Source organism: Psychroserpens citreus (assembly GCF_055686305.1).
In genome coordinates this window covers 1,282,795-1,306,507 of record NZ_CM145999.1, presented here as the reverse complement: position 1 = coordinate 1,306,507, position 23,713 = coordinate 1,282,795, and the positions used below count along the sequence as shown (strand labels likewise).

Genomic DNA, 23,713 nt, shown 5'->3' with positions numbered 1-23,713 from the left:
ATTAATTTAGTCTATAAAAATAACAAAAAAGCCTCTAAGTATTTAATTTAGAGGCTTTTTATTGTTGTAAGGCAATAGTATTTAGTATTGATTTTTCAATGGGTATAATGAAAAATTACTATTTTCATATTAACGTTTAATCAACCTTTTAACAGTTGTGCTTTTTGTTGTGTAAAATTTAATTAAATATACAGCTGGATCTAATTGACTCACATCTATTTGATTAAAGTTAGATTCAATAGTATTTATTAGTTGCCCATTAATATTAAAAATATCAATCTTATTCAAATCACTAGTCACACCTTTAAGATACAATATATTATCTACTGGATTTGGATATAATGTAATTGAATTAAGTGTAAAATCATTTACGTTTAATGTTTCAACACCAGCTTCAGAGCAATCATAGGTATCATCTAATATCTGAATTCCTGGGTTGTTCGTACAATCAGGGAAACCAAAAGACTCAGGTCCACAAGCAGTAAAGAATTGATCTAAGAAAACAGGGTCCGTATCGAAGCAAATATTAGGATCGATAGCAGCATTTTGATACAAAATTTTAATGTGACATAATAATTTTGGTGTTGCAATTACGTTATCTATTGGCATGGTTCCTGAGCTTATTCCTTGTTGAAATGAAATAGAAACTCTAGATGTCGTATTGTCGTTTTCTATAAAATCTTTATATACTGGGAAACCACTAAGGATTTCTCCTAAAATAGAACCATTAGGTTGGCTATATTCTAAGCTTCCGTTGCTCGATATATTAGAACCAAAAGCAGCTTCATTATAATTGATATATAATTGACCAGAACCTAATTTAAAATCTTCAGTACTAGAGATAAAAATATCTGCTTCATAATAATCATTAGAGCCATCATTGGTAATCTCCGCATTATCAAAGGCTACTGTAATACTTGGAGATAATACATCCGCATTCCCGTCGGTTCTAAACTGTTGTCCACGACCAATATTTGGATTAATTAGTGTGTTTACATCCGTATTTTGAACTTGTGTATTGGCATCCATATCGGCATCATTATATCCTGAACCTCCAAGAAGTTGTATTACTCCATTAGCATCAGCATTTTGAACTTGTTCATTTCCATCGAAATCTCCTGTATACATTCCAAATTTACCATTAGCTAAAGCATTAACAGCATTGGTTTGGCCTTCAACAGCATTAGGGTCTGATGATAAATCGACAACAGTATTTACAGGGCTTAATCTAAATGTGTCTGCACTAATTAAACCGATATGGTTACGATGTTTAACTGCTATAAAAGCATTACCTGAAGCTTGGCTAAATACTAACGGAGAAACGCCATCAATATCAACCACATCTCCATCACGTTGTAATAGTGCAGATTGAGAATCTAAAATTATAGAATTGTCATCTTTATCTCTTAATTCAACAAAAACCCAGTCAACAATAGCATCGTCTCCAGTGATATTAAATACTGAAACATCAGCGACTAATGCATCAGCATAAGGACTAGTTGTAGCACTTGAAGCTAACCATCCATTTGCTCGTAAATCATCACGCATTAAATTTTCTTCTCCTGAATTTGGATTTAAAGACGCGCCTTGAAGGTAGATTTTGGGTGATACTACAGCATCACATCTAACACCAGCACCTTCTGTAATAGTAATAGATTGATTGATTGCAGGGTTTGAAAACGTTTCACACCCAGAATTAGGCCAGTATACTATAATTTCAGTAATACTTGCTTCTGTTCCTAAACCAATATGCGTGTTTAATGAGTTCATATATCTAAATCCATCACCACTTTTTACATCTCTAATTTTCACCCCTGATGGTGTATGAACTTCAATACGAGCTCCAATTCCATGAATATTACTTGATGTACCAACCGTGTGAATTTTTATCCAATTGTTATTACTTTCAGCATTGTTAATACGCATACTTCCAGAGTTAAAAGCATCTATATAACCATCATTATTTAAATCGCCATAAGCACCTGCTCCAGGGAACACATCTGTATATACATCAAAGGTCATATCACCATGACCGAACATTATATTTCCACCAGATACTAAATCAAGATTTCCATCATTATCAAAATCAAATGTAACAGTATCTGTATTCGTTGCTGTTAATACACTTATTCCTGAACCTGCAGTTACTTCGGTAAAAACACCACCATCATTTCTCATAATTCTATGGTCTGACTTGAATCCGTTAGAAGCTGTCGCCAATGAACTAGCACCAATAAACACATCCATATCTCCATCATTATCGAAATCTCCCCAAGCAGCAGACCAAGTTTGTGTTTGGTCAGCTAAGCCTAAAGCGGCTGCATTTTCTGAATAATTTTCAGAGCCATCATTTGTATGCATTTCATTTAATCGACGTGCTGGTTCACCGCCACATTTGGCTATAAACATATCTAAATCTCTATCATTATCATAATCAATCCAGATAGAGCCATAATTTCCTCCTGAAGGATAATCACCTAAACCACCTTGGTTAAACGATAGATTTCCACTTCCATCATTTATATAATACACATTAGGCGCAACATCATGACAAACAAAGGCATCAAGATGTCCATCTTTGTTAATATCTACAAAGTTTGAGCGTTGTGAAAACACATCTTGAGGACCAGAAATTTCAGTAAATGCTGTTCCAGTGGAATTCGCTTTCATAAAGGTGACACCATTTCCACCTCCATAAAGTAAATCTGTGTAACCATTACCATCATAGTCTGCAGCAGCTAAACTCCAACTAGGAAGATTATCAGCATTAGTTGTTGCAATATTTTTTGTTGTAAACGTTCCACCAGCACCTTGCTCTCTAATATTGATATTTGTTGATGATACAGATACCATATCATCTAAAAAATCCCCATTCATATCAACTACAGCGAGTCTATAGTCGCCTGAAGCCCCTGAAGATTGAGATGTAAAAGTTACTGGTATAGGTGGTGGAGGTGTATACGTTATTGCTTCTAAACAGAATGCTACGTCTGAAAGTGCGGTATTTTGAAAATCATAAATTTGAAGTACAAGATCATCACCAATATTCCATCCCGTAAGACTCGTAGTTGCAAATGTATCTGCACAGTCAATCTCAACAGTTCCAGTTGCATCCCAAACGACAATTCCAGGGTTTCCTGGGCTGTCAGACGAGAAAAATAATGCATTTGTAGTTGCCGTCCAAGTAAAGAATTGATCTAAACCTGAAAGCCTACACCCACCTTGCACACCACTATCTGTAGTGCCATCTGTAGAAAAAGGCAAATTGAATGTGGCAACAGAGCACCCAGTACCTTCAGCAGAAGGCGTAATAGGAATTGCTCCAGCAACTGTGTCATTAGCTGGTTGCCCAAAAGATTGAGAGCAAAACGTTAAGGCTAAAACGGTTAATACTAGTAATTTTAATTTCATAACATTATAGTTTTTATTTATTCACATTCTCCGCTAAGAGAATTAATCCATTCTTCAATAAGTCTGACACCTTCTTCATGTTTAAGTGTTCTACCTAATAAAGGCATTCTATTCTGTTCTTGAATAGAGTTAACTCTAAAACGTAATACAGAGGCATCATTATTTCCTGGAACGACAATATGAGTTGTACCAGCTATTTGTGTGTCTGGAGTTACACAAACCCCTTTATTAATATCGTCTTCATTTTCATGAAAAGCAAAACGCATTGGTCTATATTCACAATAACTTTCTTCAGAGTGACAATGGGCACAATTAATATCGAGATACGAACGAACTCTTAAGTTTAAATCAAGAGATTCATCATCCCATTTAACAGTTGAAACAATTGACGTTGGGAGGTTGTTTTCTAAATACCCAAAATCTATCCACTTTTGGAGTTGATTAAAGGTTCCATCTGAATAGGTTAAGTCTCTATTTAAATTTTGTGGTTTTGGTCCAATAGGCACTGGTGTTCCATATTTATTATGACATGTAAAGCATTCATTCCTAGATGGTATTCTGTAATTAGCATTTTGTAATAAGCTATTTTCTATCCATTCAACTTCAGTAAAACTACCCGCATTTGTAAATGTGGCTTCGGTTTGTTCATCATTCCACACATAATTTGCAAAATCCCATCCCTCTTCAGTCATAAACATCAAGCGTGTTTCAATGATTCTGGTCGCATTAGATGGTTGAACATTATCATAATAAAAATTCTTGATAAGTACAGCACCTAGAGGGAAATCTAGAGGTGTATAATCACTATTATAACTTGCTTTAGTTCCATTTGGCATCCACACAAAACGTTTTTTATGCGCATAATCGGTAAATAATGTTGAGTTTAAATCATAAGGAATCACTCCATATACAGGATCTAAATTTTTCATGTCACCATTAAAAAAATTATATTCAGAAAGCGTTGAATATGGCATGTTCTCTAGATCGATATTAACAGGGGTTACAGGTGTAACCGTAGCAGTCACTATTCCAGTTGCACAATTATCATTAGTGTCGCAAATGGTATATTGAAAGGTGTCCGTACCTACAAAATTATTATTAGGAGTATATAGAATAACATCATCAGACGGAATGTCTGGAGTTGAATTTGGATCTAAAACTTGAGTTGTACTGTTTTGAGAATTTACTACAGTCAAACTTCCATTATCAGGAATATTGATGTCATTAGACAGCACGTTCACAGTAAATGACATATCTTGTGGCACTTCAAAAGCATCTGCATTTGCTTCAATTTCTATGGGAACATAATTGTCATCATCGTCACCACAAGAATAGAAAGCAAAACAAATAGCAATAATGCTAAAGATTTGCGCGTAATTTTTCAACATTTATAGTAAAATTTGGATAGTAAATATAATTACAAAGCCAGTGTCTCAATAATTAATTAGTTGTAATACACTTTTTATCAGACAACAAGAGTCTAAATGCTGAAAAAACTGTTGAATTTTTTCTAAAATTTAGACCAGATAATATTATCACTATCTAAACAACTGAAATGTTTAAAACCCTACCTGAAGAGGCAAGAAATAATTATAACAAATTGTTATGAACTAAATATTCGGCAATTTGAACGGTGTTGGTAGCGGCTCCCTTTCTTAAGTTGTCGCTTACAATCCACATATTCAATGTGTTAGGTTGTGACCCATCACGGCGAATTCTTCCAACGAAAACATCATCTTTTCCATTGGCATAAATTGGCATAGGGTAGGTATTTACATCAACATTATCCTGTACAACTACACCAGGAGATTCATTGAGTAATTGCCTAACATCGGCTAAATCAAAATCCTTTTCAAATTCAACATTAACTGCTTCACTATGTCCACCAGCAGTAGGAATTCTAACGGCAGTTGCAGTGACAGCAATTGTGCGATCATTCAATATTTTTTGAGTTTCTCTTACCAATTTCATTTCTTCTTTGGTATACCCATTGTCTTCAAAAACATCACAATGAGGAATAGCATTTTGGTAAATGGGATAAGGATAAGCCATTTCTCCTTTTACACCTGCAAGTTCATTTTCTAACTGGCGTACTGCTTTAACACCAGTACCAGTAATAGATTGATAAGTAGATACAACAATTCGTTTGATGTTATATTTTTTATGAAGAGGAGCTAAAGCTACTACCATTTGTATGGTAGAGCAATTAGGGTTAGCAATAATTTTGTCTTCAGACGTTAAAGATGTTGCATTAATTTCTGGAACTACTAAATGTTTGGTTGCATCCATTCGCCAAGCCGAAGAATTATCAATCACTGTAATTCCTGATTCAGCAAATTTTGGGGCCCACTCTAATGAAGTACCGCCTCCAGCAGAAAACAAAGCGATATTTGGACTCATGTCAATTGCATCTTGCATACCAACAACTTTATAATCATTTCCTTTGAAGGAAATTAATTTTCCAATAGATCGCTCTGAAGCGACAGGAATTAATTCTGAAACAGGAAAGCTACGTTCTTCTAGAACTTTAAGCATGACTTCGCCAACTAAACCAGTGGCACCAACTACAGCTACTTTCATAGTATGAAATTTTAAGATGTAAAATTATAGTATTTTATATGATTTGACCTGTTATATAGGCGATTTTTTTGTTAAAAATGAGGCTTAAAAAATTCTATGTTTTTATTTCTAAGCGATTTTTTTGAGAATTTCATAAAAAAACCGCTTCCATACGAAGCGGTTCAAGTTAGTATATAGTGTAGCGGTAAAGCTTACTATTTTTTTAGAGCATCTCTAATTTCAGTTAATAAATCAATTTCTGATGGCCCTGCTGGAGCTGGTTCTTCAGCTGGAGCTTTCGTTTTATTGTAAGCTTTTACTATCATGAATAATACAAAGCCAACAGTGATTAAGTTAATGATAGCATTAATCCATTTACCATACATAATTGCATTTTCGGGTGTAGTAACTGAGCCATCTGCTGCAACTACCGCAGGAGATAGAACATGTTTCATATCAGCAAAATTTACACCTCCTGTAAAATGTCCGACTAAAGGCATCATGATATCAGAAACAAAACCGTTTACAACCAATCCAACTGCACCTGCAAGGATAACTGCGACTGCAAGATCAATGACATTTCCTGTCATTATAAAATTCTTAAATTCTTTAAGCATAATTAATGTATTAAGTTAGTTATTAGAAGTCTAAAATACTCAAAAAAATAATAGGCAATAACATTAAAAACTATTATTTCAAAATGACACGTTTTATACGTTGAGAAACGGCTGTGATAATTTCATAGGAAATCGTATCAGCTGAATTTGCAAATTGTGACGCATTAGGTTGTTTTCCAAAGATGATAACTTCATCGCCTTCTTGACAATCAATATGAGTAATATTAACCATAATCATATCCATACAAACATTACCTATAATTGGTGCTTTATATCCATTAATGGTTACATAACCTTTTTGATTACCATATTGTCGCCCAATGCCATCTGCATGTCCAATAGGAATGGTTGCTGTTTTTTCATAACCAGAACTTCGATAAGCTCGATTATAACCAACCGTTTCATTCTTTTCAATTTTATGAATTTGAGAAATCACAGATTTAAGAGTAGCAATAGGTGTTAGATTTTTATTTTCTGCTTCAGAATTACCAAAACCATATAAGCCGATACCTATTCGTACCATATCAAGATGTGCTTCTGCGTAATTAATAATTCCAGAGGTGTTTGCTAAGTGTAGCATTGGTTGATAGCCAATAGCTTTTGCAAATATTTTGGATATACTTTTGAAGCTATGAATTTGATTCAAGGTAAACTCTTTCTCGTTTAAGTCTTCACTTGCAGCTAAATGTGAAAAGATAGATTTTACTTTTACAGAGTTGGTGTCTTTAAGTTTTTGAACAATATAATCGACGTCAGTTTCCCAAAATCCTAAACGATTTAATCCTGTATTAAATTTAATATGAACGGGATAATCCTTTTGATGTTCTTTTGAAGCAACAGCTATAAATTCATTTAAAACTTTAGCATTGTACAAACTAGGTTCTAAGCAACGTTCTATTAGAGTTTTGAAATTTACGGCTTGAGGATGCAGCACTAAAATAGGGGTTTTTATTCCAGCATTACGTAAAGCTACCCCTTCAGTAACATAGGCTACAGCAAAATAATCAACGTTTAAATCTTCAAGGTATTCTGCTATTATATTTGCATCACTTCCGTAAGCGAAAGCTTTTACTACAGCGAGTATTTTAGTGTCACTTTTAAGCTTAGATTTTATATAATCGAAATTATGCTTAAGTGCTTTTAGATCAATTTCTAAAACAGTTTCTTTAGCCTTGGACATTGGATTTGCTGTCTTTGTTAGAAATTTCTTCAGCGTCGTTAACCTTCATGTTTCGTACTTTATCACGTAACATGGCTTTGTAGAATGCAGCGCGACTTAATGGTTCGTACTCATCAACCTCGCCTAGTAATACAAGTGCATCACTTGTAGCTTTTCTATAGCTATATTGAGCAAGGTTTCCTGTTCTGGTACAAATGGCATGCACTTTAGTGACATATTCAGCAGTTGCCATTAGGTAAGGCATAGGACCAAAAGGATTTCCTTTAAAATCCATATCTAAACCAGCAACTATAACACGAATGCCTTTGTTGGCAAGATCATTGCATACTCTTACAATTTCATCATCAAAAAACTGAGCTTCATCAATACCAACTACATCACAGCCATCTGCTAAAATTGGAATATTTGCAGCAGCAGGAACTGGAGTAGAACGAATTTCATTAGAGTCATGAGAGACAACCATCTCTTCATCATAACGCACATCAACAGCAGGTTTAAATATCTCAACCTTCTGTCTTGCAAATTGTGCACGCTTGAGTCGACGGATTAATTCTTCTGTTTTACCAGAGAACATTGAACCGCAAATGACTTCAATCCACCCAAATTGTTCTTTATGATTTACTGTATTTTCGAGAAACATTTCGTAATTTTAACACTAAAACCAACCTGTAGTTCGTTTTGTATAAAGGTGGCGTAAATTTATTAAAAAACAAAAATCTATTTTAGATAAAACATAAAAGTTATGAAGAAGAAGCTGGAAGCAGAATTAATAAGTATTGCTCACAGAATTTTAAAGCTTAAAGGAAAGGAAGATGTTGTAAAACTACATGCTGAAACAGCTGCATTATTTGAAAAATTGAGTGTTCTTAAATTCGCTAATGAAAATTTTGAAGGCGATTTACCAACTATAGGAAGTAATTCTTCCTTCTTTGGGATGTTAGATACGGCTTTTAATAACAAGGTTAGTGATAATATTGAAGTTGAAGATAAAATATACGTCAACTTAGATGAGAAAGAAGATGATCATATCTATGAACCAGTCATGGAAAAAATAAAAGACATGGTCGCTCAAATGCCTCAAGAAACGCAGCAAGTAGATGATATTGTTGAAACCGTAGTTAGCGAGCCTAAAGCGCAAGAACATCTAGAAGATATTACTGCTGGCTTTGAGGAAATCCCTGTATTTGAACCTGTTTCCGAATCTAACAGCACTCATAGAAAATCGTTAAATGACAAACTGAAGAATGGCGGCATAAATATTGGACTTAATGATAAATTAGCCTTTATTAAACATTTGTTTGATGGTAAAAATGAAGACTATGAGCGTGTAGTTTCTCAACTAAAAACAATTAATTCTTTTGAAGAAGCAACACACCTTATTCATAATATTGTGAAGCCCGATTATAACAATTGGGAAGGTAAAGAGGAGGTTGAAGCTCGTTTTTTAAGTGCAATTGAACGTAAGTTTGACTAAAACTTTTCGACTTCCTTTAAATGAAAACCACTAAAATTATTTATTGGATTGCAACCGTCTTATTGGCATTACTTTTTCTGTATTCTGCCCAAATGTATCTATTCAATACTGAAATGGTAAAAGGCTATTTTGAATCATTACACTATCCAAGTTATATTGTCATTCCTTTAGCAATTATTAAAATATTGGGAGTCATTATGATATTATGGCGTCAAAGTAATTGGCTATCTGAATGGGCGTATGCTGGGTTCTTTTTTGATTTAGTCTTAGCTACTGCAGCGCATCTAGACGCTGGTCATTCATTAGGGCTATCTGTTATAGGAATACCATTGTTATTTGTGTCCTATTTCCTAGGAAAAAAAGTGAGGCCTAGTAATTAAGATACACCCAACCTAAAATAGGTTTGTCTCCAGTATTTAAATCTAATATATAAAAATACGTTCCCACGGGAAGTAATCCTGAAGTTTCAGGAATACCCATATTTGGTGTGCCATCCCAATCACCTTTGTAGTTATCTTGTTCATAAATCTGAACCCCTAAACGGTTGTAAATTTTTATTAAATTATCAGGATATTCTTCTATACATTGTATATCAAACACATCGTTTAATCCATCATTATTTGGAGATAACCCTTGCGGAATTAATAAGCAAAACGGAACTGTAACTTCGGCATCATCAGAATTATTAGACTCATCTCGATCAGGTTGGCGTAAATCACTTAATAAGGCAACATTTATTAGATTGTCACTAGCATCTACTTGAGCAATAATGGTAAGTATCTCAGATTGATTTGGGTTTAATGTATCAATTGACCAGATAAATGTCAATGGATCAAATATTCCCTCGGTTGTACTCGCAGAAACAAAAGACATTCCAAGAGGAAATAGGTCTTGAATTTCAATGTCTGTGCCTTCAGTTGTTCCTAAATTGGTCGCTGTGATTTCAAAAGTGACTTGTTCTCCAATAATGGCTTCTTCAGGAAAAACGTCTTTCAGGATTTCAATATCTACATCAGACATATCTTCTAAAACAGTCAATGTAGCATTGGTTTGTGAGGTGTCAATATTATTTTGCTCAGTAAAGTTTGAAGTATCATTAACATATATTCCTGGAATATTAGATGTGACTACTACACTAAATGAACAAGAAGCAACGCCTTCAGGAAACACAAGATTGGTAACACCAGCAAAATTATCACCAGGTACTCCAATAAAAGTTGCTGTACAACCATTACTAGACACCCAATCAGGTGTTGAAACAACTGTAATTTCAGAAGAGAATACATCAGTAAACGAAATGTCACTTTGGGCAGGGTTAGAAGGTAAATTAGTGATAGTAAAGGTTAAAGTGCTTTCTTCCCCAACAGTTATAGTATCAGGATCGAATACCTTTTCAAGTAAAGGCGCTACAATTTGTACATTACTAATAGAAGTATTTGTTTCTGGTGAAATCTCTAAATTATCATTTTCATCTGGTGTAGCAACAGCTATATTATTGTAGGCCCCACCAAAGTTTGGAGCTGTTACTGGAATTCGTATCTGTATTGTTGATGCGGCATCCATATTGTCAATAGTTCCAGTCACAACATTTCCATTGGTTGTTAACCCAGTAACACAAGTTGCATTTCCATTAGTTACAGTGCAGGTTGGAGTTCCTGTAATTGTAAACACACTATTTACGGTATCTTCAAAGAAAATATTGATAGCATTAGAACTTGTTTCGCTATTGGTTATATCAATAATCCAGTCAAAATTTTGATTAACATTCACTTGTGTGAACTCTGGATACGTTTGTACGACTAAATCAACACAAGGCGCAAAAAATGTGGTCACATCATCGGCATTATTTAAAAGGTTATTATCAACCGTATTATTGGCATTCCTGATTTCAACTAAATTAAATACAGGAATAGCATTTATGGAGCAGTCAGTTTCCCAGGAAACAGTTGCTTGAAATGTCACCGAACTATTGGCAGGTAAAATCCAATTCTCTTCTGGTGTGATTTGCCAGAAAATATCGTTAACACCATTATTTGAAACACCATCAAAAGGAATATCAATATTAGCATTTACAATATTAAAGCAGTCTGCTGTTCCAGTTGTTGAAACACATTCAACAGATAGTAAGGTTCCTAGGTAATTTATATTACTAGAGTTTTCTGTAATATCAGTGAGTTCTATAACTGTATCTTCATCACTTAGATTAGCTGCTGTAATTTCATAAGTTACGTTTCCTGCTTGTGTTGGATTTGCTGCCGAACCTCCTTCTGGTAAAGCAGGATCGATTTGAGTTTTAGTAATGCTTAAATCAATACTTGGGCATTCATCCACAGCAGGTAACATGACATAATCACTCTGAGCGCTATTTTCAATGACATTGTCAAAAATATCCGATTCCAAAACATTGGTGCCACTTCTAATATGTGCTGAAATGGGCTGTGAATTGACTGCACATTCAGGCTCGATAAAAACCACAACTGTTGTTATGGTCACAGTAGCACCAACAGGTAAAATAAAAGCTTCGCTTACCCAAAAAATCTCTTCAATATTAATGGATACATCATCACAGGAAATATTCCCTATAGTTCCAGTACACTGAGCAGATAGGATATTCCATTCGATTCCGGATAAGTTTTGAAGGAAAAAAGCAATATTGGCATCAAGTGGACCATTATTACAAACAGTAGTTTCAAAAGTAACTTGTTCTCCCCAATCTACTTGTGTTGCAGAGTCTGGGTTGGTTTGTATTGTATCTATACATATATCTGTTACTTGGCACAAGGCACCTTCTATTAAAGGTGTATCAACTACATTGGAAACATTAGAAGATAAATTGTCATGATTTAGGGCTATAGTTATGTTACTTGCCACCTCTATGGTGCCTAAAACAATGGCACAAGAAGGTTCAGAGTACCTATATACAATTTCAAATGTTGCAGACCCACCAGAAGTATACAGGTGTGGTATTCCAAAAGTAAACATATCAGCAGCACCACTAATTAGAAAGTTCTGTTGTGTTGTAACACCAGAAACATCAGGACATTCAGTACCTCCTGTAGTGCCAACGCAGGCAATAGATTCTAACTGAGCGTTAGGTCTTCCAAAATCTAAATCTGAGGTTCTCGTAAGCGTGCCTTTGAAACTTTCCAAAGGGAAGTCGATAGCGCTATTATTTGTAATTGTAAATCTATAAGTAATCGTATCGTTCCATGCAGAAATTCCAGTCCCTTCAGGTGGTGTGATTTGCTCATGAGTTACTGTAAAATCAATATCAACATCAATAACATCTATAGAAATCAAAGATTGATTGTTAGATTCGTTACTGTCTGTTGTGCCATCTGGAGGAAAAATAACTGCATCAATAGCAATACCACCAACATTAGAAGGAGCAGTAACAGGAATTCTTAATTCTACACTAGAATCTGTAGGTAAATTTGCAACGTTTCCTGTGAGCGTAGTTCCGTTTAAAGCAAGGTTTGAAGCATTTGAGGCACCACCAGTATTATTTTGAGATGTAATGGTTGCAATGTCTAAATTTTGAATACTAGTAGACATCGTAATTTCAAAAGACGCATCAGCAACTGGATTTCCAGAGTTGATAATGGTAACAATATATTGGAAATCTTGATAGATTTCCACTTGAGAGACGCTATTGCCACTAGTATTTTGTGCTTGAGCTACAATTGATAAATCGGTAGTTTGACTATGTAATTGCGTACATAAGAGAAAGAAAAAAATTAAGCGAAACAGTAATTTTACTGGCATATACTAATAGTTTGGTCTAGTGCAATGAGAACATGGACAATTTTAAGACTATAACAGATAAATATAGAATTTTCCTACTATAAAGCCTTAACTAATGAAAAGATGCTAATTATCACAAAAGGTTGCGTTAATATACTTAGAAACATTGTAAATTTGAAAAGAAACTGCTTACAATGAGTAAACTTTATCTTGTACCTACACCTATCGGAAATTTAAAAGACATGACGTTTAGAGCTGTTGAGGTTTTAAAGGATGTCGATTTGATATTAGCTGAAGATACACGAACATCAGGAAAATTATTAAAGCACTTTGAGATTGGTACTCAAATGCAAAGTCATCATATGCATAATGAGCATAAAATGGTAGATCATTTGATTCAGAAATTGAAAAGCGGATTATCCATTGCATTAATAAGTGATGCTGGTACACCAGCAATTTCAGATCCAGGATTCTTATTAACACGAGCATGTGTAGAACATGAAATAGAAGTAGATTGTTTGCCTGGAGCTACTGCTTTTGTTCCAGCTCTAGTCAATTCTGGATTACCTAATGATAAATTTGTGTTTGAAGGTTTTTTACCTGTAAAGAAAGGACGTCAAACACGACTCAAATTATTAGCTGAAGAAACACGAACAATAGTGTTTTATGAAAGCCCTCATAAATTGATAAAAACGTTAACCAATTTTTGTGAATATTTTGGGGATGAACGACCAGTTTCTGTGTCTCGAGAATTGACTAAACTCTATGAGGAAACTATAAGAGGGAGTGCAAAAGAGGTGTTAGAGCATTATACCAATAAACCACCTAAAGGGGAGATTGTTATTATCGTAGGAGGGAAACGATAGGATTTTTAATTAATGTCACACTGAGCGCAGTCGAAGTGTAATGTGACTAATTATAAAAAATAAAATGCACGCTTTATTAAACGAAATACGACAATGTAAGATTTGTGAAGCCCATTTACCGTTAGGTCCAAGACCTATTGCTACTGGACATCCAGAGTCTAAAATTGTAATTATTGGTCAAGCACCAGGAACTAAAGTTCATGTTTCTGGGATTCCTTGGGATGATGCAAGCGGAAAGCAATTACGTAAATGGTTAGGTGTTACTGATTCAGATTTTTATGATGAGAGTAAGTTTGCTATAATCCCAATGGGATTTTGTTATCCAGGGAAAGGAAAAAGCGGTGATTTACCTCCGAGACCAGAATGTGCACCACAATGGCATGAGCTGTTATTTGACAACATGGAAAACGTAGAATTGGTGATTTTGATTGGGATGTATGCACAAAAATATTACCTAAAAGAGCAAGCTAAACATACCTTAACCGAAACAGTTTCAAATTATAAAGACTACTTACCTAAATATTTCACATTGCCACATCCAAGTCCTAGAAATCGATTTTGGCTGGCAAAGAATCCTTGGTTTGAGAAGGAGGTTGTGCCTGAGTTAAAAACAGTAGTTAATGCTATATTATAAAAAACCTCTCCATTCCAGAAGAGGTGTATTTGTTATTATATAGTTAAGCGATTATTTAATACTGCGACCCATCATGTTTTCCAACTTCAAAACCGTGTTTCCCTAAATATTGATTGCCACTTTCAACAGCACCTTCTTCAATATCGGTTCCCATAGAATCATTCCAACGGTTGAGGTAACCAAATAACGAAATAACACCAAGCATTTCTACAATTTCTCCTTCATTCCAATGTTCATATAAGCGTTTTTTGATATCAGCGTCTACAGCATTAGGAACTTGAGATGCAGCTAAACTAAAATCAAGAGCTGCGCGTTCGGCTTCAGAAAATGCAGGATGTGTTCTATACTCCCAAATATTATCTAATTGTTCTTGTTCGGCACCATAACGTTCGGCAGCGCGAATAGCATGAGCTTGACAATACCGACACCCCGTCGAATTACTGCTCACCCAAGCAATCATACGCTTTAATGCTGAGGTCACACGACCTTCATTGGCCATTACTGCTTTATTTAAATTGATGAATGCTTTTGAAATTGCAGGTCGACGTTGCATGGTTAAAACCGAATTTGGACAAAACCCAAGGGTTTCATTAAAAAATTCAGCAAGTTCTTTTGTTTCCGGATCGTGTTCCGCAGATAAAGGAGTTACTAATGCCATATGTTTTTTTTTAGTAGTATTTTTGAATTAACAATAAACGAAAAATTCTTTAGATATGTCTAATAAAGTGGTCACACATTGGAAAGGAAACTTACAATTTGAATCTGATAATCCTAGTGGAAAAATGTTAATGATGGATACTTCCTCAGAACATGGAGGTCATAATTCAGGACTAAGACCTAAAGCAATGATGTTGTCTTCTCTTGCTGGATGCTCAGGATTAGATGTCGTATCTATACTAAAGAAAATGAAAGTGCCATTTTCAGATTTTAGAATTGATACTTATGGAGAATTGACCGATGAACATCCAAAATACTACCATACTGTTTCTGTAGAATATCATTTCTATGGAGATCAATTGGATGAAAGTAAAATAAAAAAGGCGGTGAATTTGTCTATAGATACTTATTGTGGTGTAATGGAAATGTTTCGCAGATTTGCTGAGGTAAAAACATCGATACATTATCACAATGCTTAGCGAAAATTTTCTATATTAGTACATGCGTTGGACACTCAAACCAAAACCAGATTCAAAACGTATTGAAGACTTACAAAAAGCTCTTCAGGTTGACGTATCTGTTGCTACACTATTAGTTCAAAGAGGTATCGAAACTTATGATGATGCCAAAACATTTTTTCGACCAAGCTTAACAGACTTACATGATCCGTTCTTGATGAAAGATATGGATAAAGCCGTTGAGCGTATCGAAGCTGCGCTTCTTCAAGGTGAGAATGTTTTAGTATATGGTGATTATGATGTAGATGGAACCACTTCTGTAGCGTTAATGTCTTCATATTTAAAAACAAAATCAGAGACTATTGCAACCTATATCCCTGATCGTTATGATGAAGGTTATGGTATTTCTTATAAAGGGATAGATTTTGCTCATGACAATGAATTTTCCTTAATTATCGCTTTAGATTGTGGTGTGAAAGCTATTGATAAAGTTGATTATGCTTCGGAAAAAGGCATTGATTTTATTATTTGTGACCACCATAGACCAGGAGACGAACTTCCAAAAGCGATTGCAGTTTTAGACCCAAAACGAGACGATTGTGATTATCCATATAAAGAACTTTGTGGTTGTGGTGTTGGATTTAAACTCGTACAAGCCTTGGCGTCTAAAGACGACAAAACCATTGATGATTTAAGCGAATATTTAGATTTAGTTGCCACAGCAATTGGGGCAGATATTGTTCCTATTACTGGGGAAAATCGAGTATTGACCTATTTCGGAATGCAAGTTATTAATACGAACCCTCGACCTGGTATTAAAGCTATAATTGATCAAATTAAGAAAAATGAACTTACAATTACTGATGTGGTATTTATCGTAGCACCTCGCATTAATGCTGCTGGTCGTATGAAACATGGCACTTATGCAGTAAGTTTGTTAACTGAAACAGATGATGCTTTGGCCAGCACTTATGCAAAAGAAATAGATACGTTTAATCTCGATAGAAGAGAAGCTGATAAACGAATCACTGAAGAAGCGCTAGAACAAATTACAGCACAAAATGAACAAGATAGACTCACTACTGTTGTATATGATCAATCTTGGCATAAAGGTGTTATTGGTATTGTGGCTTCTCGATTAACTGAAACGTATTATAGACCTACTTTAGTATTTACTAAAAGTGGCGATAAACTTGCGGCTTCTGCACGATCTGTTAAAGGCTTTGATGTGTATAATGCACTTCAGGCCTGTAGCGAACATATTGAACAATTTGGCGGACATAAATATGCTGCTGGGTTAACGCTTAAGGAAGAGAATTATGAAGCCTTCAAACAAGCTTTTGAAGATGAGGTTTCAAAAACTATTGACAAAAACTTACTTATTCCTGAAATTCAAATTGATGCCCAAATTGAGCTAAATGAAATCACACCTAAATTTTACAGAATTATTAGACAATTTGCCCCTTTTGGACCTGGAAATATGACACCAATTTTCTTAACACAAAATGTACAAGATACAGGCTATGGTAAATGTGTTGGAGAAGATGATAAGCATTTACGATTAACAGCCACTCAAGGGCAACAAAAATTAGTTGGGATAGGTTTTAATTTAGGAGATAAGTTGAACTTAATTCAACAACGAAAATCATTTGACGCTGTGTACTCTATTGATGAAAATCATTGGCAAGGAAATGTAAGTTTACAATTAAAGCTAAGAGATATAAAAGCATAAATATGGCAAAAAGTGACCCATACGCAGCACTCAGAATTAAAGAATTTAATACTTTTTTGCTAATAAGATTTGCCTTAGTTTTTGGTTGGTCTATGCAGTTTGTTGTTATAGAATGGCAAGTTTATGCGTTAACAAAAGACCCTTTGAGTTTGGGTTTAATAGGTCTTTTTGAATTTGCGCCTGCCTTTGTTATGGCATTATTTGCAGGTCATATTGTAGACCAGCGGGAAAAACGAAATCTTTTAGCTTTATGTATTGCAGCATTTTCTTTAATAAGCTTTGGGTTGTTTTGGTTAACTTCTGAGTCAATAACAACATTGTGGTCTAAAAATAGTATCCTCTATTCTATATATGCATTGGTTTTCTTTGGTGGTTTTTTAAGAGCATTTTTCGGCCCAACTATATTTTCATTGGTAGCACTAATTGTACCTAAAAAAATCTATCCAAATGCAGCTACGTGGAATAGTTCTACATGGCAAATGGCAAGAGTGTTAGGTGTTGCCTTTGCGGGATTTTCAATTAGTTGGATTGGTGTGCATTGGTCTTTATGTATCGTTTTTGGGTTAGTTTTATTTTCATTTATAACGATGTTTCAAATACCTCGAAAGCCAATTCTTAACCCAAAAATTGGTGAGAATGTTTTTTCGAGTTTATCGGAAGGTTTAAAATTTGTTTTTAATACAAAGGCAATTTTAGGAGCTATTACTTTAGATATGATTTCTGTTTTATTTGGTGGAGCAATAGCTTTAGCAGCAGTTTTTGCTCAGGATATTTTGAAAGTTGGACCACAAGGTTTTGGGATTTTAGTTGCAGCACCATCAGTAGGCGCATTTTTAACGATGTTGGTAACAGCTTATATTCCAATTAGTAAACATGCAGGAATGAAATTGTTGATTGCTGTTTTTGGTTTTGGAATATGTATCATCATATTTGGATTGTCATCTATATTTTGGATTTCTGTTGCGGCATTATTTTTTAGTGGTGTCTTTGATGGTGTTTCTATGGTCATTCGTCAAACCATTCTTCAGCTAAAAACACCAGATCATATGCGGGGTAGAGTGTCTTCAGTAAATTCGATGTTTGTTAGCTCTTCTAATGAATTGGGTGCACTTGAAAGTGGTCTCACTGCTAAACTTATGGGAACAGTTACTGCTGTAGTTTTTGGCGGAACCATGACTTTAATAACCGTTGTAGCTACTGGGCTTATTTCTCCATCATTTAGACAATTAGATTTAAGAAAAGATATAGAAGAGCACGAGAAAGAATAATAAATTTAATTGTAAGTTTTCAATTCAAATTCTTTTCCATCAAAAATACCATAGGTATAATATTGAATCCAATCTCCAAGATTGATATACTTGGATTGGTCGTTAAGTTGAATATCTAAAGGTAAATGTCGATGTCCAAATACAAAATAATCTCGATGTTTGCTTTCGAGTTTTCGTTTGCAATACTGCACCAACCATTCATTATCGTCACCTAAAAATTTAGCATCCTCATCACCAGAAATCATTTTGTTTTTTACAGACAAGTGGTGTCCAACACGCATTCCAAAATCAGGATGTAACAATCGTTTAAATAGCCATTTACAGATAGGATTTGTAAATACTTTTTTCATGCGTTTATAGCCTTTGTCACCTGGACCTAAGCCATCACCATGACCAATAAAAAAAGACGTATTATTGAAAATAAATTCCTTGGGTTTGTGAAAAACAGGAATATTAAGTTCTTCTTCAAAATAGCCATTCATCCACAAATCATGATTTCCAACAAAATAATAAATTGGGATTCCTGAGTCACTAATCTCTGCTAATTTGCCAAGTGTTCTAGTAAACCCTTTAGGAACGACACGTCGATATTCCATCCAGAAATCAAATAAGTCACCCAACAAAAAAATAGCAGCAGCGTCGATTTTTATCTCATCGAGCCAAGCCACAAATTTCTTTTCACGAGGTAAAGATGCTTCTTTAGTTGGAGCTCCTAAATGATTGTCTGAAGAAAAATAAATTTTCTTGCCTTCAGGAATTGTTATGTGCGTAGGTTTAGTCATTATCTGAAGCAAACCACTGCGCATAAGAGGTCGCAGTTTCTTGAAGTTTTAACGAATGTAGTTTGATGTTATTAGGTAAACGTTGTTTTATTTTTTTTGCAAAATCGATAACCATCATTTCACTTGTGGGTTGGTAATTTACTAAAAGTACGTTATGACCTCGATCTTCAAGTTCTTTAGCAAGTTCAACATGAGGTGTGTTTTTATTAAAGACAGTAGCATGATCAAAAACATTAACAATTTCTTCTTTCACTATCTTTTTTAGATCACTAAAATCTATAACCATTCCATATTTAACGTTGTTATTATCAGTAATAGGTTGTCCAATTACTGTAACATCCAACCGGTAGCTATGCCCATGTACATTTTTACATTTTCCATCATAACCATATAAGGCATGACCTGTTTCAAAAGAGAATTGCTTTGTAATGCGAATGTTACTCATTAGCGTCTTTTATTACGATTATAGAAATACACTACCACTAAAACGATTCCTAAAATAAGGAATAATCCATTTCCACTGATAAATGACATAAAATCCATAGGTCTATTTATTTTTAGATTTGTTTTTAAAATATTGGAATACTATAAAGGCTAAAATTAAAACAAGAATATAAGGAAGGTTTTGACCAATGGCATACCCAATATTATATCCTGTATCTCTTGCGGTTGAATCCTGTATTACTGTTATTAAAAGCATTTATTTAGCCTAAATTATGCTTTCAAAGTTACGTCTTTTGTGAAAGCGACAAAAATAGTTGTCTGAATTTTATAATTAGAGGCACACCTCGAGCAATAATCCAAAAGGTCAAAGCTATAAATACAGCATATAATTTCAAGTCATAATTATCTAGTAGAAATAGAATAGGAATAAAGACCAACCCTGTTGATAATAGTAATAAATCTCTTAAATATTTCATCTTCCCCATACCTTTAAACATCCCATCAAATATAAAGGCTAAAGCACAAAATGGTTGCATGGCCAAAATAATCCAAAACACCTTATAAAATTCATTAAGCACTAATTGGTCTTTAGTGAAAATTGGTCCAACAAAACTGTATGATATTAACCCCAAAATGGCTAGAATAATGCCAACACCAATGCCACATTTAATTAAAAAACGACTAAGCTCTACTAGTTTTTTGTAGTCTTTAGCACCCAATAATTTTCCAGATAAGATATTTCCAGCACTTGCATAACCATCAATAATGAATGCTCCTAAAAACCAGAGATTAATAGCTATGGTATAAGCTGCGATATATTTTGTTCCGTATGAGGTAGCAAATCGTGTTGCAAAATAGAGCGTTGCGTTTAGCGCTAAGGTTCTTACAAACAGATTAAGAATCATAATAATGAAATTTTTAATTTCAGCATTAAACGGAAATGTAATGCGCAGTGATATATCTGTTTTCTTTAGTAAAAAATAAGCCGAGCATAAGGCCATTACAATTTGCGCAATAACACTGGCCCAAGCAGCTCCTTTAATATGCATCGGATTAACAACGCCATCAATACCGTAAACCAAAGCGACGTCAAGTACAATGTTGATAATGGTTCCAATAATAGCAATAATCATTGGGTAAAAGGTGTTTTGTAGGCCTCTAAATGTTCCGAAAATAGCGATTGTAAATAGTGTAAATGGAAAACCAAATACACGAATTCCGTAATAATCTACGCTGTACTCTAAAATGAGTTCAGAGGCGTTATACAGTTTGAAAATTTCAGAAGCAAAAGGAAGTGTGGCTATAATGATTAGGATACTAATTGATGTAATAATAAAAATAGCCTGAGCAGGGAGGTTTTTAACTTTATCAAGCTCATTGGCACCAAGATGTTGTGAGACAATAGAAGAAATGGCGCTTCTAGTTTGACCTAATACCCAAATAAGCATTGAAATGAATGTTCCTACAATACCTACAGCAGCCAAAGACTCAGCGGCATTATAATCAACATTACCAATAATAGCTGTATCAGTTAAAGATAAAATAGGTTCGGCAACTCCAGAAATTAATGCAGGAATAGCAAGGCGATTGATATTTTTTAATGTGATATCTGTTTTCAAAAGACCAACTCATAACAATGAAAAGGATGTTCACTTTGCTTTGGAAAGTATATATCACCCAATTGTTTATAGCCACGAAGGTCGTAAAATTTTTGATTTCTTTTGTTCTGTGAGAAGGTGTCTAATCGAATAGAACTATAGTTATTATCTATGGCGTAGGTTTCGGCAAAATCCATTAACTGTTGCGCATAGCCTTTACCTTGATGTTCTGGATGAACCGCTAAACGATGGATATAAATATTATTTTTATTTGCTGTTAACCATTTAACAGGAACATACTCATCGTCCATAAACGTTGATATAACAATACAGCCATTTACTTGGTCATTAATGTCTAGCACATATAATTCTTGACGTTCAACATCAGTTTGAAACGCTTTTGGATTTGGGTAATGTTCATTCCATTGGAAAATCCCTTTGCCAATCATATGTTTTGCACATGCTTTGGTCATCATTATAATAGCATCTATATCGTTGAGTGTTGCTTGACGTATCATTTTAATAGTTACCTTTGCCAAATATTTATACAAAGTTACTTTTAAATATTTGATTATGAAGTCTATTCTTGTTCCCGTAGGATCCTCAAAAAATGCAGAAAGCCATTTACAATATGCTGTAGATTTTGCAAGAGCTTTTAGTGCTAAGCTATATGTAGTTCAAGTATATAATGTGTATACGAAAGCAGGTACTATGATTAAGATTGATCATATTTTAGAGCGTGAGAGCTTATCGTTTTTAAAACGTCATGTTGAAAAAATTGATACTAAAGGTGTTGATGTTGTGGTTAAAACGTTTAAAGGCAAGTTGGTAGATACTATAGAATTGGCTTGTGAAGCTCTAAATGTAGATCTTATTTTATTAGAGCCTAGAACGAACTCAATAAAAGATGAGGTCTATTTAGGAAAGACTTCTGGAAAAATTATTAAGCAAACGAATATTCCAGCGCTTATTGTTCCTGAAAGATATGTTTATAAACCTATTGTAAAAATATTAATGGCAGTGAAATCTGCCGTAATCAAAAAAGATGATGCTTTAGTACCACTAAAAGCTATCAAAGATCAGTTTAAAGCTGTAGTGAATTTGTTATTAGTAAAAACACCATTTCATAAAGAAGGTGATTTTGATCTTAATGACGATTTATCAAGTATAATGACAAATACAACAATCACTGAAAACCCAACTACATTCCAAGGTGTTTTAGAGCACTACAAGGATAATAATCCAGATATGCTTTGTGTTGTGAGACGTAAAAGAGGGTTCTTTGTTAAAAAATGGGAAAAGAATACCATTTTGAAGAAAGATTTTAGCAGTAGTTTACCAGTTCTAGTTTTACGTGGATTAAAATAAAAATGGGGATGTAGCTCAGCTGGCTAGAGTGCTTGACTGGCAGTCAAGAGGTCGTGGGTTCGAGTCCCATCTTCTCCACTATTCTCTAATAAACAATATGCTTTCTTTTACAACTAAAGCTAGAGCTATTGGTAATTTATCTTCTTTCCATGGATGACGTGCTCCAAACACATGATTAGAATGGTCTATAACTACTAGTTTGTTTGATGTATTCCAAGAATGTAAAGCTTCAGCTTCATCAAAAGTGACTGCAGGATCATCTTTAGCATGAATGATTAATGTAGGAATATCAATTTGTCGAATTGCAGTTTCAATATGTAAGCGTTGTTCATTGGCTTTAAAATCTTCATAAAATTGAAAATTATGTGGCATACGTTGTTTGGTTCTGCCATTCAATACATATTTCACACCATTTTTTCTCCAGTTGTCTAGGTCACCAGACGTTGCTGATCGTTTTCCAAAATCACAAAGGCTAGCCCAAGTAATTAATTTAGTTATACGATGGTCTTCAAATGTTTTGATTATTGAAATACCACCACCTCTTGAATGGCCTATTAGAATAATATTTGTAATATCAATATCATTTTTATGTTCAAACTTATTTGAAAGTAGATGGTTTAATATCGAGTCAAGATCATCAAGCTCTTTGGTGTAATTGTTTTCTGCAAAAGCATCTAAATCTGGAAAATCGATTGGGTTTTCAATTGTTCCACCATTATGTGAAAAATTGAACTTCACGAAAAATAAATTGTTGTCGCTAAATGTTTGAGCTACTAAATTCCATGCGCCCCAATCTTTAAACCCTTTATAACCATGACTAAATATAACCAAAGGTTTTGGTTGTGCGTTGGCATTAAAGAATGCATCCCAAACAATTGGTTTTTGTTTTTCTCTATATAGAACTTGATTTTTAAGGATCAT

At 34.4% G+C, this 23,713-nt stretch carries 21 protein-coding genes and 1 tRNA gene; 9 read left to right on the top strand and 13 right to left on the bottom strand.

Annotation, left to right across the window (positions count from 1 at the left end; genetic code table 11):
* Window positions 1-129: 129 nt before the first annotated feature.
* The 6 genes from ACTU6T_RS05795 to ACTU6T_RS05770 all read right to left on the bottom strand — a co-directional run bounded on the left by ACTU6T_RS05795 (window position 130) and on the right by ACTU6T_RS05770 (window position 8,407).
* Window positions 130-3,411 carry a T9SS type A sorting domain-containing protein gene (locus ACTU6T_RS05795; protein WP_460220311.1) on the bottom strand — a complete coding sequence of 1,094 codons (3,282 nt, stop codon included), beginning with the start codon at window positions 3,409-3,411 and terminating at the stop codon, window positions 130-132.
* A 17-nt stretch (window positions 3,412-3,428) separates the two neighbouring features.
* Window positions 3,429-4,799 (bottom strand): Ig-like domain-containing protein, encoded by a 1,371-nt coding sequence (locus ACTU6T_RS05790; protein ID WP_460220310.1) that lies wholly within the window; start codon window positions 4,797-4,799, stop codon window positions 3,429-3,431.
* Window positions 4,800-5,001: 202 nt separating this feature from the next.
* A complete protein-coding gene (locus ACTU6T_RS05785; RefSeq protein ID WP_460220309.1) occupies window positions 5,002-5,991 on the bottom strand; it encodes an aspartate-semialdehyde dehydrogenase in 990 nt (329 codons plus the stop codon).
* A 194-nt stretch (window positions 5,992-6,185) separates the two neighbouring features.
* Complete coding sequence (mscL, locus tag ACTU6T_RS05780) at window positions 6,186-6,587, bottom strand: large conductance mechanosensitive channel protein MscL (RefSeq protein WP_460220308.1); 402 nt, start codon at window positions 6,585-6,587, stop codon at window positions 6,186-6,188.
* 73 nt (window positions 6,588-6,660) lie between these two features.
* Entirely contained in the window at window positions 6,661-7,767 is a 1,107-nt protein-coding gene (gene alr, locus ACTU6T_RS05775) for an alanine racemase (RefSeq protein ID WP_460220307.1), read from the bottom strand.
* Complete coding sequence (locus ACTU6T_RS05770; protein WP_460220306.1) at window positions 7,754-8,407, bottom strand: thymidine kinase; 654 nt, start codon at window positions 8,405-8,407, stop codon at window positions 7,754-7,756. Before ACTU6T_RS05770 ends, alr begins: the two co-directional genes overlap by 14 nt.
* Window positions 8,408-8,509: 102 nt before the next feature.
* Between ACTU6T_RS05770 and ACTU6T_RS05765 the strand changes: the two genes are divergently transcribed.
* Both ACTU6T_RS05765 and ACTU6T_RS05760 read left to right on the top strand, forming a co-directional pair.
* Window positions 8,510-9,241, top strand: coding sequence for a hypothetical protein (locus ACTU6T_RS05765; protein WP_460220305.1), 732 nt, complete (start codon window positions 8,510-8,512; stop codon window positions 9,239-9,241).
* Window positions 9,242-9,261: 20 nt separating this feature from the next.
* Window positions 9,262-9,621 carry a DoxX family protein gene (locus ACTU6T_RS05760; protein WP_460220304.1) on the top strand — a complete coding sequence of 120 codons (360 nt, stop codon included), beginning with the start codon at window positions 9,262-9,264 and terminating at the stop codon, window positions 9,619-9,621.
* Here ACTU6T_RS05760 and ACTU6T_RS05755 read toward each other — a convergent pair.
* The gene (locus tag ACTU6T_RS05755) at window positions 9,611-13,006 is read right to left on the bottom strand and encodes a DUF7933 domain-containing protein (protein WP_460220303.1); all 3,396 of its coding nucleotides are present in this window, start codon (window positions 13,004-13,006) and stop codon (window positions 9,611-9,613) included. The two genes, ACTU6T_RS05760 and ACTU6T_RS05755, sit on opposite strands and share 11 nt — an antisense overlap.
* A 173-nt stretch (window positions 13,007-13,179) precedes the next feature.
* On the opposite strand from ACTU6T_RS05755, the gene rsmI reads away from it, so the two are divergent.
* Window positions 13,180-13,851: a 16S rRNA (cytidine(1402)-2'-O)-methyltransferase gene (rsmI, locus tag ACTU6T_RS05750; protein ID WP_460220302.1), complete on the top strand. Its 672-nt coding sequence runs from the start codon at window positions 13,180-13,182 to the stop codon at window positions 13,849-13,851.
* A 64-nt stretch (window positions 13,852-13,915) separates the two neighbouring features.
* Window positions 13,916-14,485, top strand: coding sequence for a uracil-DNA glycosylase family protein (locus ACTU6T_RS05745; protein WP_460220301.1), 570 nt, complete (start codon window positions 13,916-13,918; stop codon window positions 14,483-14,485).
* Window positions 14,486-14,540: 55 nt separating this feature from the next.
* Here ACTU6T_RS05745 and ACTU6T_RS05740 read toward each other — a convergent pair whose 3' ends face one another.
* Window positions 14,541-15,143, bottom strand: coding sequence for a carboxymuconolactone decarboxylase family protein (locus ACTU6T_RS05740; protein ID WP_460220300.1), 603 nt, complete (start codon window positions 15,141-15,143; stop codon window positions 14,541-14,543).
* A 55-nt stretch (window positions 15,144-15,198) separates the two neighbouring features.
* Here ACTU6T_RS05740 and ACTU6T_RS05735 point away from each other — a divergent pair, with 55 nt between their 5' ends.
* The 3 genes from ACTU6T_RS05735 to ACTU6T_RS05725 are packed head-to-tail and all read left to right on the top strand — an operon-like array spanning window position 15,199 to window position 18,600.
* Window positions 15,199-15,621, top strand: coding sequence for an OsmC family protein (locus ACTU6T_RS05735; RefSeq protein WP_460220299.1), 423 nt, complete (start codon window positions 15,199-15,201; stop codon window positions 15,619-15,621).
* Between the two features lie 22 nt (window positions 15,622-15,643).
* Entirely contained in the window at window positions 15,644-17,332 is a 1,689-nt protein-coding gene (recJ, locus tag ACTU6T_RS05730; RefSeq protein WP_460220298.1) for a single-stranded-DNA-specific exonuclease RecJ, read from the top strand.
* A gap of 2 nt (window positions 17,333-17,334) precedes the next feature.
* Window positions 17,335-18,600, top strand: coding sequence for an MFS transporter (locus ACTU6T_RS05725; protein ID WP_460220297.1), 1,266 nt, complete (start codon window positions 17,335-17,337; stop codon window positions 18,598-18,600).
* A 5-nt stretch (window positions 18,601-18,605) separates the two neighbouring features.
* Here the strand turns inward: ACTU6T_RS05725 and ACTU6T_RS05720 are convergent, their stop codons facing one another.
* The 4 genes from ACTU6T_RS05720 to ACTU6T_RS05705 all read right to left on the bottom strand — a co-directional run bounded on the left by ACTU6T_RS05720 (window position 18,606) and on the right by ACTU6T_RS05705 (window position 21,942).
* Entirely contained in the window at window positions 18,606-19,364 is a 759-nt protein-coding gene (locus ACTU6T_RS05720) for a UDP-2,3-diacylglucosamine diphosphatase (protein ID WP_460220746.1), read from the bottom strand.
* Window positions 19,365-19,374: 10 nt separating this feature from the next.
* Window positions 19,375-19,827, bottom strand: a complete 453-nt coding sequence (locus tag ACTU6T_RS05715) for a 6-pyruvoyl trahydropterin synthase family protein (RefSeq protein ID WP_460220296.1) — start codon at window positions 19,825-19,827, stop codon at window positions 19,375-19,377.
* A gap of 283 nt (window positions 19,828-20,110) precedes the next feature.
* Window positions 20,111-21,445, bottom strand: a complete 1,335-nt coding sequence (locus ACTU6T_RS05710) for an MATE family efflux transporter (protein ID WP_460220295.1) — start codon at window positions 21,443-21,445, stop codon at window positions 20,111-20,113.
* Entirely contained in the window at window positions 21,442-21,942 is a 501-nt protein-coding gene (locus ACTU6T_RS05705) for a GNAT family N-acetyltransferase (RefSeq protein WP_460220294.1), read from the bottom strand. The genes ACTU6T_RS05710 and ACTU6T_RS05705 overlap by 4 nt, the downstream gene beginning before the upstream one ends.
* A 55-nt stretch (window positions 21,943-21,997) precedes the next feature.
* Between ACTU6T_RS05705 and ACTU6T_RS05700 the strand changes: the two genes are divergently transcribed.
* Window positions 21,998-22,792 carry a universal stress protein gene (locus ACTU6T_RS05700; RefSeq protein ID WP_460220293.1) on the top strand — a complete coding sequence of 265 codons (795 nt, stop codon included), beginning with the start codon at window positions 21,998-22,000 and terminating at the stop codon, window positions 22,790-22,792.
* A 4-nt stretch (window positions 22,793-22,796) separates the two neighbouring features.
* Window positions 22,797-22,870, top strand: a tRNA-Ala gene (locus ACTU6T_RS05695).
* Here the strand turns inward: ACTU6T_RS05695 and ACTU6T_RS05690 are convergent.
* The gene (locus ACTU6T_RS05690; RefSeq protein ID WP_460220292.1) at window positions 22,871-23,713 is read right to left on the bottom strand and encodes an alpha/beta hydrolase family protein; all 843 of its coding nucleotides are present in this window, start codon (window positions 23,711-23,713) and stop codon (window positions 22,871-22,873) included.

Bases quoted from the DNA above. Each gene is read 5' to 3' on its own strand.
- ACTU6T_RS05705 (WP_460220294.1), bottom strand. From the start codon at position 21,942: ATGATACGTCAAGCAACACTCAACGATATAGATGCTATTATAATGATG.
- ACTU6T_RS05725 (WP_460220297.1), top strand. From the start codon at position 17,335: ATGGCAAAAAGTGACCCATACGCAGCACTCAGAATTAAAGAATTTAAT.
- alr (WP_460220307.1), bottom strand. From the start codon at position 7,767: ATGTCCAAGGCTAAAGAAACTGTTTTAGAAATTGATCTAAAAGCACTT.
- ACTU6T_RS05745 (WP_460220301.1), top strand. From the start codon at position 13,916: ATGCACGCTTTATTAAACGAAATACGACAATGTAAGATTTGTGAAGCC.
- ACTU6T_RS05690 (WP_460220292.1), bottom strand. From the start codon at position 23,713: ATGATCCTTAAAAATCAAGTTCTATATAGAGAAAAACAAAAACCAATT.
- ACTU6T_RS05735 (WP_460220299.1), top strand. From the start codon at position 15,199: ATGTCTAATAAAGTGGTCACACATTGGAAAGGAAACTTACAATTTGAA.
- ACTU6T_RS05755 (WP_460220303.1), bottom strand. From the start codon at position 13,006: ATGCCAGTAAAATTACTGTTTCGCTTAATTTTTTTCTTTCTCTTATGT.
- ACTU6T_RS05760 (WP_460220304.1), top strand. From the start codon at position 9,262: ATGAAAACCACTAAAATTATTTATTGGATTGCAACCGTCTTATTGGCA.
- recJ (WP_460220298.1), top strand. From the start codon at position 15,644: ATGCGTTGGACACTCAAACCAAAACCAGATTCAAAACGTATTGAAGAC.
- ACTU6T_RS05795 (WP_460220311.1), bottom strand. From the start codon at position 3,411: ATGAAATTAAAATTACTAGTATTAACCGTTTTAGCCTTAACGTTTTGC.
- ACTU6T_RS05785 (WP_460220309.1), bottom strand. From the start codon at position 5,991: ATGAAAGTAGCTGTAGTTGGTGCCACTGGTTTAGTTGGCGAAGTCATG.
- ACTU6T_RS05740 (WP_460220300.1), bottom strand. From the start codon at position 15,143: ATGGCATTAGTAACTCCTTTATCTGCGGAACACGATCCGGAAACAAAA.
- ACTU6T_RS05765 (WP_460220305.1), top strand. From the start codon at position 8,510: ATGAAGAAGAAGCTGGAAGCAGAATTAATAAGTATTGCTCACAGAATT.
- ACTU6T_RS05770 (WP_460220306.1), bottom strand. From the start codon at position 8,407: ATGTTTCTCGAAAATACAGTAAATCATAAAGAACAATTTGGGTGGATT.
- ACTU6T_RS05715 (WP_460220296.1), bottom strand. From the start codon at position 19,827: ATGAGTAACATTCGCATTACAAAGCAATTCTCTTTTGAAACAGGTCAT.
- mscL (WP_460220308.1), bottom strand. From the start codon at position 6,587: ATGCTTAAAGAATTTAAGAATTTTATAATGACAGGAAATGTCATTGAT.
- ACTU6T_RS05790 (WP_460220310.1), bottom strand. From the start codon at position 4,799: ATGTTGAAAAATTACGCGCAAATCTTTAGCATTATTGCTATTTGTTTT.
- ACTU6T_RS05700 (WP_460220293.1), top strand. From the start codon at position 21,998: ATGAAGTCTATTCTTGTTCCCGTAGGATCCTCAAAAAATGCAGAAAGC.
- rsmI (WP_460220302.1), top strand. From the start codon at position 13,180: ATGAGTAAACTTTATCTTGTACCTACACCTATCGGAAATTTAAAAGAC.